The organism is Brachyspira hampsonii, from assembly GCF_001746205.1.
Classification (GTDB): Bacteria; Spirochaetota; Brachyspiria; order Brachyspirales; family Brachyspiraceae; genus Brachyspira; species Brachyspira hampsonii_B.
Genome location: NZ_MDCO01000012.1, coordinates 748,100 through 763,257, shown reverse-complemented (window position 1 = coordinate 763,257; position 15,158 = coordinate 748,100). Strand labels below are relative to the sequence as shown.

Sequence of the window (15,158 nt, the reverse complement as noted above, 5' to 3'; positions counted from 1 at the left end):
TCAAATAGGGGTTTAATATGTCATTTGTTCATTTGCATGTACATACACAATATTCAATACTTGATGGGGCTGCTCGTATTAAGTCATTATATTCTAAAAAGGATAAAACTAAAAGACTTATACCGGGATTAATAGATAGGGCTAAAGAATTAGGTATGCCGGGAATAGCTATGACTGATCATGGAAATATGTTCGGTGCTATGGAATTTTTCTCTGAGGCTAAGGATAAAGGTATTATTCCTATTATAGGCTGTGAAGTATATGTTGCTCCTAAAACAAGATTTGATAAAAAGCTGGAAAACTCTGAAGAAAAAAGTGCTATGCATCTTATTCTTCTTGCTAAAGATAAAGAAGGTTATAATAATCTATGTAAATTAGTAACATTCGGATATACTGAAGGTTTTTATTATAGACCGAGAGTAGACCATGAATTAATAGAAAAATATAATAAGGGCTTAATTTGTTTATCAGCATGCATGGGAGGAGAAATTCCTATTGCCATAAGAAAAAAAGATTATAAGCAGGCTTCAAAATTAGCTGAATATTATAAATCTATTTTTGGAAATGATTTTTATATAGAACTTCAGGATCATAATATGCCTGAAGAAAAATCTTTAAATAGTGCATTATACCAATTAGCCAAACATCATAATATAGAATTGGTAGTTACAAATGATGTTCATTATGTATCAAAAGAAGATGCTAAAGCTCATGAGATACTTTTAGCGATACAGACTAAAGCTACTTTAGATTCGCCAAGAAGATATAAATTTCCAAGCAATGAATTTCATCTAAAAACAGAAGAAGAGATGATGAAGTCATTTGCTAAACTTCCTAAAGCATTTGAAAACACTGTAAAAATAGCAGAGCAATGCAAAGATTTAAATATAATGACTAAAACTTATTATATGCCTAATTATGAACTTCCTAATGGTGAGACAGAAACTACAGCATTAAGAAAAATGTGTATAGAAGGTCTTAATAAACATTATAATAATAATATTCCAAAAGAAGCTATGGATAGACTTGATATGGAATTGGGTGTCATAGCTAAGATGGGTTTTGAAGGATATTTTCTTGTAGTTCAGGACTTTATTAACTATGCAAGAAATCATGATGTTGCTGTAGGTCCGGGTAGGGGAAGTGCGGCTGGTTCAATAGTTGCATTTGCTACAGGAATTACTAAAGTTAATCCTCTTGATTATAATTTGCTGTTTGAAAGATTTTTAAACCCTGAAAGAAAGAGCATGCCAGATATAGATGTTGACTTTCAAGATGATAAGAGAGAAGTTGTAATAGATTATGTAACAAATAAATATGGTAAGGATAATGTATCTCAAATAGCTACTTTCGGAGCTTTGGGAGGACGATCCGTTATAAGAGATGTTTGCCGTGTTATGAATATAGATTTAGCTACTGCCGACAGACTTGCCAAAAGTATACCTGATGATATTAAAAGGGTTGTAGATATATATGATCATCCTGATTGTGCTGCTTTGGTTAAAGAAATAGAAAGCAGCAGAGAATTAAAAAATATGTATGAAATATCTACAAGACTTGACGGATTAGTTAGAAATGTAGGCTTACATGCAGCTGGAGTTATTATATCATCGCATCCTATAATGGATTTAGCACCGGTTTATCAGGATTCTAAAACAGGTACTAGAGCCTGCCAATATGAAATGACTTATGTTGAAAGTGCCGGTCTTATAAAAATGGACTTTTTGGGCATTAAAAACTTGAGACTCATAAAGGATGCTGTAAAAGATATAAAAGAAAGATATGGAGTTGAAATAGATATAGATAATCTTCCTTTAGATGATGAAGCTGTTTATGAAATATTTAGAAAAGCTGATACAGGCGGTATTTTCCAATTTGAAAGTGCTGGTATGCGTCAGATGCTTATAAATATCAGACCTACAGGATTTGATGACTTAGTATCAAGTGTAGCATTATTTCGTCCTGGACCTTTAAACTCCGGAATGGATAAAGATTATGCTGACAGAAAAAATAAAAGAAAAGAAATAGTATACAAGCACCCAGATTTAGAGCCTATACTTAAAGAGAGTCAGGGAGTATTAATATATCAAGAGCAGATCATGGCTATAAGCCGAGTTATAGGCGGATTTACTGCTGCTGAAGCTGATGATTTAAGAAAGGCTATGGGTAAAAAGATCGTAGAGAAAATGAACTCTATGGAAGAGAAATTTATTAAGGGCGGACTTGAAAGAGGTTATGATAAAGAGTTATTAACTTATTTGTTTGATACTATGAAAGGTTTTGCTGAATACGGTTTCAATAAATCACACTCTGTTTGCTATGCTTTAATTGCATATCAGGAAGCATATATTAAAGCACATTATCCTATGGAATATTATGTAGCTTTACTAAATACTGTTATAGCTGATACTGATAAAATAGCTTTATATCTTAATGAAATTAAACAGAAAAACATAGAAATAGTTACAGCCAGCATTTTTGAAAGCGATGCTTTATTTTCTCAGAAAGATGGTAAAATAGTTTATGCTTTACATGCGGTTAAAGGTGTAGGGCTTCATGCTGCTTTAGCTATTCAAGAGGAAAGAGAAAAAAACGGACAATTCAAAAACTTAGAAGATTTTGTAAAAAGAGTTGATGTTCATTTGGTCAATAGAAAAGTTTATGAAACTCTTATAAAATGCGGTGCTTTTTCAGGATTCGGACATACTGAAAGTGCATTGCTTGGTTCTCTTGATGCGATACTCGCTCATGCTTCTAATTATCAGAAAGAAACTTTATCAGGTCAGACTATGCTTTTTGATTCTATGTCCGAAGATGACAGCGGAAGTGCTTCTTTAGTTATAGAAAAACAAGTAGAATATGCTTCTAATATTTTAATGGAAAATGAAAGAGAAGTTTTGGGGTTTTCATTAAGATATCATCCTTTTGCAAGATATGTTTCTCAAATTGATTATAAATATTTCCATAATACTTTGGATATTGATAATCTTAAAGATAAAGATGAGTTTTTACTTCCTTGTGTTGTTATGTCAGCTATTGAAACAACTACAAAGAAAAACACTCCTATGATTACATTAAAGATTATGGATATATTTACTGAATATGTATTTTATATTACAGCCAATGCTCAGATAGAAAAATTTAGAGATATACTAGAAGAACAAACAGGAATATTAATAAAAGGACGAAGAGATAAAAATAGATTCTCAGAAAAAATATATAATAATATAGTTGATATAAAATTGCTGGATTCTTTCTTAAAAGATAAAAATCTTAAACTTAAAGAAGTAAAAAGAGATAATATAAAAAGGGAAGAATCTTCCGAAATGAAATCTGAAAATAAGATGGTTTCTGTAAATAAAAAAGATGCTCCATTTAAAAATACTTCTAATAAAGAGAATGATATTAAAAGATCTGATAATGTTGTTTCTAATGAAGCATTTACAAGCAGACCTAATAACAGTATTGGAGTAAAACATAATAACAGTGGTAAGAAGCAATTAGCATTATATATGAATAAAAATATATTTGATGATATGGATTTATTATGTTTGCAAAATGCTATATCTTCAAATCCGGGAGACTATACTATATTCCTAAAATTGAAATCTGAAAGCGGTATGGAAGTATTTAAAATAGGTGAGAATTACAAAGTTGATCCTAATCCTAGATTTTTAAATGAAGCAAAAAGTGCATTGAGATCATTAATAGAAATAGAATATGCTTAAAATAATTTAATTATTAAAAAATAAGGCTTACTGAAATTAACAGTAAGCCTTTTATTTTTATGGAATTAATTATTGAGTTTATTAAATATTATTTTTCAAAAACTAAAGTATCTCCAGATTTTTTTACTTTTATAGTATCTCCTTCTAAATATTTACCAGCCAGCATTTCTTTAGCTAGAGGATTTTCTATGTAGTTTTGTATAGCTCTTTTTAATGGTCTTGCTCCAAATTGAGGATCATAACCAATATCAGCAATATAATCTATAGCTTCATCGCTTACATCTAAAGTTATTCTTCTGTCTTTAAGTCTGTTAGCAACTCTATTTATTTGATTTCTTACTATCTCAGCAATGTATTTTTTGTCAAGTCTAGTAAATGTTATTATCTCATCTATTCTGTTTAAGAACTCTGGTCTAAATGACATTTTTAATAGTTCCTGAATTTTTTCTTTTATGTCATTAGTATTATCAGCTTCAAGAATCAAATCAGATCCCAAATTACTAGTCATTATTATAATAGTATTTTTAAAATCTACTATTCTTCCCTGTCCGTCTGTAAGTCTTCCGTCATCTAATACCTGAAGAAGTACATTAAATACATCTGGATGAGCTTTTTCTATCTCATCAAAGAGTATAACAGAATAAGGTCTTCTTCTTACAGCCTCTGTTAATTGTCCGCCTTCATCATAACCAACATATCCCGGAGGAGCTCCTATAAGTCTAGTAACAGAAAATTTTTCCATATACTCGCTCATATCTATTCTTGTCAAAGCATGTTCATCACTGAATAAGAAGTCAGCAAGAGTTTTGGCAAGTTCTGTTTTACCAACTCCTGTAGGTCCTATGAATAAGAAACTTCCAAGCGGTTTATTTTCATCAGAAAGTCCAGCCCTGTTTCTTCTAATAGCATCAGCAACGGAAGTTATAGCCTCATCTTGTCCTACAACTCTTTTATGTAATACTTCTTCAAGCTGCAAGTATTTTTGTTTTTCACTAGCAAGCATTTTACTTACCGGTATTCCTGTCCATACGGAGATAACTCTTGCTATATCATCTTCAGAAATCTCTTCTCTTAATAGTCTTTTTTTATCTGAGTTTTTAGCATCTTCCATTGCTTTAGAAGCCTCATCAAGTTTTTTCTGAAGTTCTGGAATTTTACCGTATTTTATTTCGGCAGCTTTTGCTAGATTTCCTTCTCTTGTGTACTGAGTTTCTTTTATGTTTAACTCTTCAAGTTCTTCTTTTAATTTTCTAGTCTCTTCAATTCTTCCTTTTTCATTGTCCCATTGAAGTTTCATAGCATTACGCTCTTCAGAAAGTTCGGATAATTCTTTTTCAAGTTTTTCTAATCTTTCTTTAGAAGCAGGATCATTTTCTTTTGAAAGAGCCTGTTTTTCTATATTAAGCTGTAATATTTTTCTTTCCAATTTATCAAGTTCAGTAGGCTGACTGTCTATTTCTATTTTTAATTGGCTGGCAGCTTCATCTACCAAATCAATAGCTTTATCTGGTAAGAATCTGTTAGTTATGTATCTGTTTGACAATACGGCAGCAGCAACTAAAGCATCATCTTTTATTCTTACACCATGATGAACTTCGTATTTATCTTTTAATCCTCTAAGTATTGAGATAGTATCTTCAACGCTAGGTTCTTTACAATAAACCTGCTGGAATCTTCTTTCAAGTGCTTTATCTTTTTCTATATATTTTCTGTATTCATCTAAAGTAGTAGCACCTATTGCTCTTAATTCGCCTCTTGCTAATGCAGGTTTTAATAAATTAGAAGCGTCCATTGCTCCTTCAGTGGCACCTGCTCCTACTAAAGTATGAAGCTCATCTATAAATAATATTATGTTGCCTTCTGATTTTTCTATTTCAGTGATAACAGCTTTTAATCTCTCTTCAAACTCTCCTCTGAATTTAGCACCAGCTACTAATGCTCCCAAATCCAAAGCTAATAATCTTTTATCTTTAAGTCCTTCAGGTACATCTTGAGAAACTATTCTCCTAGCAAGTCCTTCTACAATAGCCGTCTTACCAACACCCGGCTCACCTATAAGTACAGGATTATTTTTTGTTCTTCTTGATAATACCTGCATAACTCTTCTTATCTCTTCATCTCTTCCTATAACAGGGTCTATCTTTTCATTTTTAGCTAATTCTGTTAAATCACGGCAGTATTTATCTAGTGCCTGCATTTTTGCTTCTGGGTCTTGGCTATTAACTCTTTGACCGTTTCTTAATGCTTTTAATGCACTCAAAACTTCTTTTTTAGATATTCCGCTTTTTCTTAGCATATCTCCTGCTTTATTGTCAGCTTCAACGAGTGCTAAGAATATATGCTCTGTAGATACATACTGATCTTTTAAAGCATTAGCTTCTTTTTCTGCTTTTGCTAAAATTTTACCAGCATTAGATGATAAATGCAGCTGAACATTTTCTCCTGTTACTTTTACATTTTCATCAACTAGTTTTTGAGTTTTATCTATTAATGTATTTATAGGAACACCTATTCTTTCTACTAAAGGCTGAATAAGTCCGTCCTCTTGTTTTAATAATGCTAGAAGTAAGTGTTCGCTTTTTATTTCATTATGATCTTCACCATTCGCTATATTTGCAGCTTCATTTATAGCTTCTTGAGCTTTTATTGTATATTTATTATAATCCATATTCTAATTAATAGACGGCTTTTTATACCGCCTCACTCCTTTATAAATTAATTATTTAAGTTTTGATTAAATAATTTTGTTTCAGCATTTAATTACCGAACACTATTGTATATGCAAAAAATATACCAAATAAATAGTTTGAAATGTTTTATTTTTGTACAATTATATCATATTAAAAATAACATCTTATACAGCTATATATTATGATTGTATTATTTTTATATATCAAAATATAATTTATGTATAAAAATAATACTATAAATATATATTCTGTATTGATATAGCATTAAAACTAATTATTTTATACTAATTGACTTTTAATTAATTTCAAAAGTATAATGTGTGAAGGCTTCTTCCGGACGAAAATAATCATTGCTTTTATCTTTAATTATTTTAATCATATCAGCCATTGCTTTATAATATAGAAAGTAATAACAATTATTTTTATACTCTGATATTGGGCGAGTTTCAAGTAAACTATAATATTGTTTAGATAAATTCAATGCTTCTTCATATTGAGTGTTCAATTTAAACTCTCTATCATAGTCTACTAAGCGAACTAATTTTCCATTAAAAGTAAATAAAGCCGCACCACCGCTTTCCCAAGCTGTAGATGAAGTTATTTGATTGTTAGGTACTATTGTAATCCAATCTGATTCTTTGGCATTATCAGGGTGAACATAAGACATTTGAATTTGATAAATACCAGAGTTTTTAACATGCTCTTCTGTTATAGTGAAATTAGTTTCAAATCTTTCAGCTGTCTGCATAATTTCTTTTACAGGGGGGATTGGATATGTAGTATTAAAAGTTCTATAATATATACCGTTAAGTTCTGTATATTCAGGTTCAAAAGGAGTACCGTCATCTGATGCTTTATATGTAATCAAAGGGTTTTCTTTAAAGAAATATGCAATATCTTGGGCATTTTTAAAAGGTGCCGAACTCATTTCCCTTTCCCAATTGATACCGTCTTTTGTTCCCCATATTCCATCCCAAGCGTCTGGAGCATAAGAGTTTTCTATTGTAAGATACCAATATCCGTCAGAAGAATCATATACATATTTAGATGTATTTCCTCCTGATGCATACATTTTGTAACCGTCATAACGAAAATAGGTAACAAGATATCTTTTTCCCCAAGGTGCTTCATTGGTTATCCAATTTTTTGGGTCTGATGAATCTTTTCCTAAATCTAATGTATAATAATACTTAGAATCTAAATAAAGATCTTCATTAGACGGAGGAATAAAACCATCTTTATAATAATCATATATTGTAGGGTGTATAAATAATAAAAATTTACCTTCAAAATATAAGAGTACCAAATCACTATTGGCTGTACCTATTCTTCCTTGAAAATTAGGATTATCAAAATTTAATTCTGGTAATTTATATACCTTTTTATGAAAATCAGGAGAGTCAGCCCAATTTATTAAATCTGAAGTGGCTTTCCCCTTTACATTAAGATAAATTTCTGGTATATACCTAAACCTATCATTATAGAATTTTACATTTTTATATTCATATTTCTTTTCTTGATATGCAATTGTCATTCCATAAGTACCTGCTGTAGGAATTGTTACTCTATTCGGCTCCATTATTACTTTTTTTGAATTAAGATTAGTCCAATACTCTTTTTTTTCTAAATCATCACCTAATGAAAGTCCGTATACTTTTGTTATAGTTTTTCCATTATTATCTATTTTTAATACGGCTCCTTTACCTGTACGGCTTAGTCTTTTAGTATTCGGATCATATTGGTATTCATTAGTAGCAAGTATATGCCATTCATTATTGAATTTAAATCTCCTGCTGTAGCCTCCGAATACTGTTCCGTTTTGTACTATTTCAGGGGTTACTACTATGTATTTTTCTTCTATTTTATCAGGAGGTATCGGCAATGCTGGGCTTGGTATTGGATATTGAGGTATTTGTCCGTTATTTGGAAATTCAGTTGGAGGAGGTATTATTGACGGACTTAACAAATTAACTTTTTTGCATGATAGAGTAAAAAATAAAACTGATAATAATATAATGTAAAATGTTTTTTTCAAAATAAAAATCCTTAATATAAATATATAACAACAGATAGTTAAATATTTATATTAATATTGTACAATATAAATAATATATTTCAATAAAAAAATATTACTATAAAAAATTGAGACTTTTCTCTTTTATAGTTTTATATAGAAGAGAGAAGCCTTATTTTTATAATATCAATTAATCTCAAAAGTATAATGCGTAACTGCCTCATCAGGACGGAAATAATCGCTGCCCTTGTCTTTAATTATTTTTAACATATCAGCCATAGCTTTGTAATATAAGAAATAATAATTATAATTTTTGAAGTCTGATATAGCAGAGTTTAAAAGTAAGCTGTAATATTTCTCTGCTAGATTCAAAGCAGTTTCATATTGAGTGTTTAATTTAAATTCCCTGTCATAATCCACTAAACGAACTATTTTGTTATTGAAAGTAAATAAATCAGCACCGCCGCTTTCCCAGCCTATAGCGGAAGTTAATTGATTATTAGGCATAATATTGACCCAGTCGGATTCCTGTGCTTTGTCTGGAGGAATTGAAGAGACTTGTAATTGATAATAACCAGACTTTTTAATATGCTCTTCTGTAACGGTAAAGTTAGTTTCAAATCTGTTTACTGTCTCCATAATTTCTTTTATTGGCGGCATAGGATAAGTGCTGTTAAAGGTTCTGTAATATTTGCCGTTTAACTCAGTATAAGAAGGCTCAAAAGGCGTACCGTCAGGATATCCGTATGATAATGTAGGAATTGTATAATATATTGAGTTATATATATTGATTATTGTATCTGGCACTTCATTTTCTTCTTTCCAATTTATACCGTCTTCTGTTGACCATATTTTTGCGGCATCTGCAGCCTTTCCGCCACCAAATTCCCAACGTTTATCATTTTTATTATACTCATAATAATTACTATAGGCATTTTCCTGTAAATATAATTTGTTTTTATCATACCGAAGAAATGTAACGTCTTCTCTTCCTTCGCGCAGAGGAAGTTCATGTTTTACCCAATTATTATTATCTGAAGTATCTTTATTTACATCAACACTATAATATCTAATTCCAGTACTAAATTTAGGGGCTGAAGGATCTCTGTACGCTCCAGGATTTATATCCACAGTGGTTTCTTCAGCAAAAATGAATAATCTGCCATTAAGATAAAATAGTGACGTAAAAACAAACTGTGTTAAACCATATCTTCCCTGTACAGTAGGATTATCTTCATTAGGCTGCGGAATATTATAAGTTTTCTTTTCTATATTTGCTGAGTATGCCCAATTTATAAGACTGTCTGATTCTCTTCTGGTAAAAGCTATAGTAAAATTTGAATAGACATCAAAATGATATTTAGTAGGTACTAAACCATCAAAATTTAGTTGAGCAAGTTTTGGTACATAGTGACTACCGCCGTATGATTTTTGTTCAGATTTTGATAGTATTGATACACTATTCGCTTCTATTATTAATTTTTTTGAATTTAGATTAGTCCAATACTCTGTTTGTTCTAAATCGCTGCCTGATGAAAGGCTGTGTATTTTGGTTATTGTTTTTCCGTCTTTTTCTATTCTTAATACAGCACCTTTGCCTGTGGGGTTAAGTGTTTTTGTGTTGTAGTCATATTGGTATTCATTAGTAGCTAAAACATACCAGTCATTTTTAAACTTAAACCTTCTTCCATATCCGCCGAATACTGTACCGTTTGCCACTACTTCGGGTTTTATTTCTATTGTCTTTTCTTCTGTTTCTTCAGGAGGCGTTGGAACAGGAGTTGGGTTTGGGTAGTCTGGTATTTCAGGTTTCTCATCTTCTATATTTGGAAATGCTGTTGGGGGAGGTATATATGCGGGGCTTAATAAATTGACCTTCTTACATGACATTATCATCACTACTACTAAAATCAATAAAAGAAGTAAAAAATACATTTTCTTATTAATAAAATTCTTTTTCATAATACAATCCTATTACTGATATATATAAAATTATTATTACTAAAAAATTTTAGGCAATTTTTTTTGATGCTTGATACTCATATAACGAACTTGAAACCTTAAGCAAATTATTTAATAATAAATCAAACATATATCCATATTACATTATAAATATTTTTTTTTCAATTAGTATTTTCTACACGCGTTAAACTTGCTATAAAAATAAATACGGTCAATAATTACAATTTTTACTATAAATTTAAATAAATTTACCGCGTGATGTTAAAGTCATAAATTTAATAAACGCTTGGGCGGGTGTGCTTTTATTGGTAAAGTAATGAGCCTCAATAAAATGCTTATTTCAGAATAAAGTTTTAAACCTTAAAGGGCGGGAGTTAAAACAAATTTCTAAATTTAATAAACTCTTGACATGTTTTTTCTTAATAAAATAGTCAGAATTAAGAACATGATTTGTAAACTTTATATGTACTTAATATGAAAACCTTATTATAAAATAAAGAATGTATTGAAGAATTAATATAAATAATTATCAAAATTATTTTTTAATAACTATAATATGAATTTTACTATATCAAAAAAATACTATTTATGATATAATAATTTACTAATTACTATTAAAGATAATGTTTTTTGTAGTAATAAAATTAAATAATATATATTGGTATTATTAATTAATAAAATTTTAGGAGTTTATTATGGATACGGTGTCATCTATAGTAGCAAAGGTTAATAGTTTTTTATGGGATTATTTATTGATAATTTTGTTATGCGGAAGCGGAATTTATTTCACTATAAGATTTAAATTCGTGCAGATTGTAAAATTTAAAGACGGCTGGGATAGAACATTCGGAAGTCTTTCTTTAGCCGGAAAAGCTGCTGATAAAGAGGGAATGAGTTCTTTTCAGTCTCTTGCTACAGCAATTGCAGCTCAGGTTGGTACAGGTAATTTGGCTGGTGCCGCTACAGCTTTAATATCAGGAGGACCCGGTGCTATATTTTGGATGTGGGTATCTGCCTTTTTAGGAATGGCTACTATATTTGTAGAGGCTTCTTTAGGTCAGCAATATAAAACTACAACTGATGACGGTCATATTATAGGAGGTCCTGCATATTATATACAGGCTGCTTATAAAGGAGTTTTTGGTAAGTTTTTATCTATTTTGTTTGCTATATTTATAATACTAGCTTTGGGATTTATGGGAAATATGGTGCAGTCTAACTCCATAAGCGGGGCTTTTGTTAATGCTTTTCCTCAAATTAAGCCTATATATGTAGGTATATTTTGTGCATTAATAGCAGCGTTTATATTTATAGGCGGACTTAGAAGAATAGCATCATTTGCAGAAAAGATAGTACCTATAATGGCTTTATTTTATATAATAGGTTCTTTAATAATAATTATGATGAATATAAAAAATCTTCCTAGCTCTATAGCATTAATATTTACGGCTGCTTTTAATCCTCAGGCAGTTATAGGAGGAGGATTAGGAATAGGTGTTCAGCAGGCTATGCGTTTTGGTGTAGCTAGAGGATTATTCTCTAATGAGGCTGGTATGGGTTCTACGCCTCATGCCCATGCTTTAGCTAAAGTTAAACATCCATGCGAACAAGGTGTAGTTGCTATGATAGGTGTATTCTTCGATACTTTTATCGTTGTAACTTTAACTGCTTTGGTTATACTTACTTCAAATATATTACAAACTCAAATATATCCTTTAACATCTGCAGCCGATATACCAGAGATTTTAAAAGGGGTAGGTTTGCCTCAGGAAGCATTCAGATTGGGATTCGGTTATTTCGGTGTTATATTTGTTGCTGTATGTTTATTTTTCTTTGCATTTACTACTATAATAGGCTGGTATTTCTTTGGAGAGCAGAATATAAAATATTTATTTGGAGTAAAGGCTAAAAAGGTTTATGCAGTATTAGTTGTTGGTTTTGTATTATTGGGTTCTGCATTAAAAGTTGATTTGGTATGGTCATTAGCAGATACTTTTAATGGACTTATGGTTATACCTAACCTTTTAGGGCTTTTGGCTTTAGGTGGTGTTGTTTCTTCATTATTTAAAGATTACAATAATATTATGAAGAAAAAATAATAATTTTAAGATACTATAAAGCTAAATATAAAAATTGTGAGCGTATAGCAAAGTCATTTGCTATAGATTTTTAGCGAACAATTTTTATTAGCAATAATAAGAAGCTAAATATAAAAATTGGAGCGTATAGCAAAGTCATTTGCTATAGATTTTTAGCGAACAATTTTTATTAGCAATAATAAGAAGCTAAATATAAAAATTGGAGCGTATAGCAAATTTATTTGCTATACATTTTTGGCGAACAATTTTTATTAGCAATAATAATAAAAATAAAAGGGCTTATATAAAAATATATAAGTCCTTTTTATTTAAAATTAATAATTATTTTTTAGGTTTAAATATCAGTGAAATAGAATTCACACAATGTCTTGTATTTTTTTCTGTAAGATGTTCTCCTGTAAATACATGACCTAAATGTCCTCCGCAATTATTGCATGTTATTTCTATTCTGTATCCGTCTGCATCTAATGTTCTTCTAACAGCTCCTTCTATTTCATCATCGAAGCTAGGCCAGCCGCAATGAGATTTGAATTTATCTTCAGAGCGGTACAATTCTGCACCGCATTGTTTGCAGCAATAAATACCTTCCTCAAAAAAGTCATTGTACTCACCTGTGAAAGGGTATTCTGTACCTTTAAAAATTATTACATTTCTTTCTTCTTCATTTAATTCTCTTTTCTCCATTGTACTATCTCCTTATATATTACATGTATTATTATTTATTTATAATTTTCTATAAATGAAATTATTTTTTCTTCATTTATTTCTTTTATTGGTATTATATCTTTTGGATTATCATAATCAAAAATAAGTTCTTTTTCAAATATGCTCACACTATGCCATTTGCCATTTTTATATCCTATATTGTTATAATTTCCTATCAGATTAAAACCTAATGAATAATGTAGTTTATCACTTTTTATATTTGGTACTGTAACCTTTGAATAAATATTTTTTATTCCCTGATATTTAAGAATTTCAATAATTATAGAACATAATTTTTTGCCTATTCCTCTGCTGATATTATTTTTATCTAAATATATAGATAGTTCACAGCTCCAATTATATGCTCTTCTTTCAAGAAATTTATTGGCATAACAATATCCGATTATTTTATTACTGTTGTCTTCGCATACTAAATAAGGATATTTTTCTATAATATTTTCTATACGATTTTTAAACTCTTCTAAAGTTGGCAGTGTATATTCAAATGTTATATTTGTATCAATATACTGAGAATATATTGAAAGAATTTGAGAAGCATCTTCAATATTTGCTAACCTTATTTTCATATATTAATTCAATAGCTCCTATACATGTATTTTTTATTATTTTCATTGTATAAAAATAATATTATAAAACGAATTATAAGTCAATTTTGAAATTAATAAAAAGCTGATGCAAAAATAATTGAAAAAATAAGTAAAATTACACTTGTAATATTATTTAATTTATTTGCTTGATATAAAAAAGATTAATATTTATAATAAGACAAATAAATATAAAAACAAAGGAGTAAAATACTATGGCCACACCTCATATAGCTGCCAATAAAGGCGATATTGCTGAAACTATACTTTTACCAGGAGATCCTTTAAGAGCAAAATTTATAGCTGAAAATTTCTTAGAAAATGCTGTTCAGTATAATTCTATAAGAAATATGTTTGGTTTTACAGGTACTTATAAAGGAAAAAAAGTTTCTGTTCAAGGTACAGGTATGGGAATGCCTTCCTGCAGTATATATTCTTATGAGCTTATTCATTTTTACGGCTGTAAGAACTTGATTCGTATTGGTACCGCTGGGGCTTTATCTGATAAACTTCATATAGGTGATTTGGTTATAGGAATGGGGGCATGCACTGATTCTAATTATGCTTCTCAGTATGAACTTCCAGGAACTTTTGCTCCTATAGCTAGTTATGAATTACTTAGAAAAGCTGTTAATAAAGCCGATGAAATGAAAATTAACTATCATGTGGGCAATATAGTATCATCTGATGTATTTTACGGAGCCAATAATGCAACGCCAAAATGGGCTAAAATGGGAGTATTGGCTGTTGAGATGGAGGCTGCTGCTTTATATATGAATGCTGCTTATGCTGGAGTGAATGCTCTTTGTATGGTTACTATTTCGGATTCTCTTGTTACAGGTGAGGCTACAACTGCTGAACAGAGAGAGAAAACTTTTACTAATATGATGGAAGTTGCCTTATCTTTGGCATAATATTAAATTAATAAGCATCTGTATTTTTGCAGATGCTTATTATAAGTTCTAAAATTTATAAATGCTTGACTTTTTATATTTTTTGTATATAATCTGTTACAATGAAAGGTAATTTATTTTCACTTAATTTCAAAAGCATTTACGCTTATTACTTCTTCTGCTATGGCGTTTGAGACGCCAGAGTATCTATTTTTCTAACCAAAACAAATTTATATATATTTAAACTTTTTATTAATACTTAATTTTTATATTTAAGTTTATCAATTTTTAATTAATTATTTTATTTAAGGAGACTTTATTATGATAGTGGTAATGAAACCAAATGCCAAGGAAGAACATATTAATATAACATTATAGAAAGACTTAAAGAGGCAGGTATTGGTATTGATAAAAGTGTAGGAGTAGACTATACAGTAATAAGTATGGTTGGTGATACTTTTA

General features: G+C 29.9%; 8 protein-coding genes and 1 pseudogene. 4 read left to right on the top strand and 5 right to left on the bottom strand.

The genetic code is table 11. From position 1 onward, the window contains the following. Positions 1 to 17 precede the first annotated feature (17 nt). Positions 18 to 3,728, top strand: coding sequence for a DNA polymerase III subunit alpha (dnaE, locus tag BFL38_RS12345; protein ID WP_069727315.1), 3,711 nt, complete (start codon positions 18 to 20; stop codon positions 3,726 to 3,728). Positions 3,729 to 3,816: 88 nt separating this feature from the next. Here dnaE and clpB read toward each other — a convergent pair whose 3' ends face one another. The 3 genes from clpB to BFL38_RS12330 form a co-directional block, all read right to left on the bottom strand. Next, positions 3,817 to 6,396 carry an ATP-dependent chaperone ClpB gene (clpB, locus tag BFL38_RS12340; RefSeq protein ID WP_069727314.1) on the bottom strand — a complete coding sequence of 860 codons (2,580 nt, stop codon included), beginning with the start codon at positions 6,394 to 6,396 and terminating at the stop codon, positions 3,817 to 3,819. Positions 6,397 to 6,713: 317 nt separating this feature from the next. Next, positions 6,714 to 8,453 carry a hypothetical protein gene (locus tag BFL38_RS12335; protein WP_069727313.1) on the bottom strand — a complete coding sequence of 580 codons (1,740 nt, stop codon included), beginning with the start codon at positions 8,451 to 8,453 and terminating at the stop codon, positions 6,714 to 6,716. Between the two features lie 165 nt (positions 8,454 to 8,618). Then, complete coding sequence (locus tag BFL38_RS12330) at positions 8,619 to 10,394, bottom strand: hypothetical protein (RefSeq protein WP_083249423.1); 1,776 nt, start codon at positions 10,392 to 10,394, stop codon at positions 8,619 to 8,621. A gap of 695 nt (positions 10,395 to 11,089) precedes the next feature. Here BFL38_RS12330 and BFL38_RS12325 point away from each other — a divergent pair. Beyond that, positions 11,090 to 12,493 (top strand): alanine/glycine:cation symporter family protein, encoded by a 1,404-nt coding sequence (locus BFL38_RS12325; protein ID WP_069727312.1) that lies wholly within the window; start codon positions 11,090 to 11,092, stop codon positions 12,491 to 12,493. 321 nt (positions 12,494 to 12,814) lie between these two features. Here BFL38_RS12325 and BFL38_RS12320 read toward each other — a convergent pair whose 3' ends face one another. Both BFL38_RS12320 and BFL38_RS12315 read right to left on the bottom strand, forming a co-directional pair. Further along, the gene (locus BFL38_RS12320) at positions 12,815 to 13,177 is read right to left on the bottom strand and encodes a methionine-R-sulfoxide reductase (RefSeq protein ID WP_008725065.1); all 363 of its coding nucleotides are present in this window, start codon (positions 13,175 to 13,177) and stop codon (positions 12,815 to 12,817) included. A 35-nt stretch (positions 13,178 to 13,212) separates the two neighbouring features. Then, entirely contained in the window at positions 13,213 to 13,785 is a 573-nt protein-coding gene (locus BFL38_RS12315) for a GNAT family N-acetyltransferase (protein ID WP_069727311.1), read from the bottom strand. A gap of 233 nt (positions 13,786 to 14,018) precedes the next feature. Here BFL38_RS12315 and deoD point away from each other — a divergent pair, with 233 nt between their 5' ends. Next, positions 14,019 to 14,717, top strand: coding sequence for a purine-nucleoside phosphorylase (gene deoD, locus BFL38_RS12310; protein ID WP_069727310.1), 699 nt, complete (start codon positions 14,019 to 14,021; stop codon positions 14,715 to 14,717). A 300-nt stretch (positions 14,718 to 15,017) separates the two neighbouring features. Further along, positions 15,018 to 15,154, top strand: a pseudogene (locus tag BFL38_RS15790) (3-deoxy-7-phosphoheptulonate synthase); the annotation flags it as partial. Positions 15,155 to 15,158 lie beyond the last annotated feature (4 nt).

Bases quoted from the DNA above. Each gene is read 5' to 3' on its own strand.
- BFL38_RS12330 (WP_083249423.1), bottom strand. From the start codon at position 10,394: ATGAAAAAGAATTTTATTAATAAGAAAATGTATTTTTTACTTCTTTTA.
- dnaE (WP_069727315.1), top strand. From the start codon at position 18: ATGTCATTTGTTCATTTGCATGTACATACACAATATTCAATACTTGAT.
- BFL38_RS12315 (WP_069727311.1), bottom strand. From the start codon at position 13,785: ATGAAAATAAGGTTAGCAAATATTGAAGATGCTTCTCAAATTCTTTCA.
- clpB (WP_069727314.1), bottom strand. From the start codon at position 6,396: ATGGATTATAATAAATATACAATAAAAGCTCAAGAAGCTATAAATGAA.
- deoD (WP_069727310.1), top strand. From the start codon at position 14,019: ATGGCCACACCTCATATAGCTGCCAATAAAGGCGATATTGCTGAAACT.
- BFL38_RS12325 (WP_069727312.1), top strand. From the start codon at position 11,090: ATGGATACGGTGTCATCTATAGTAGCAAAGGTTAATAGTTTTTTATGG.
- BFL38_RS12320 (WP_008725065.1), bottom strand. From the start codon at position 13,177: ATGGAGAAAAGAGAATTAAATGAAGAAGAAAGAAATGTAATAATTTTT.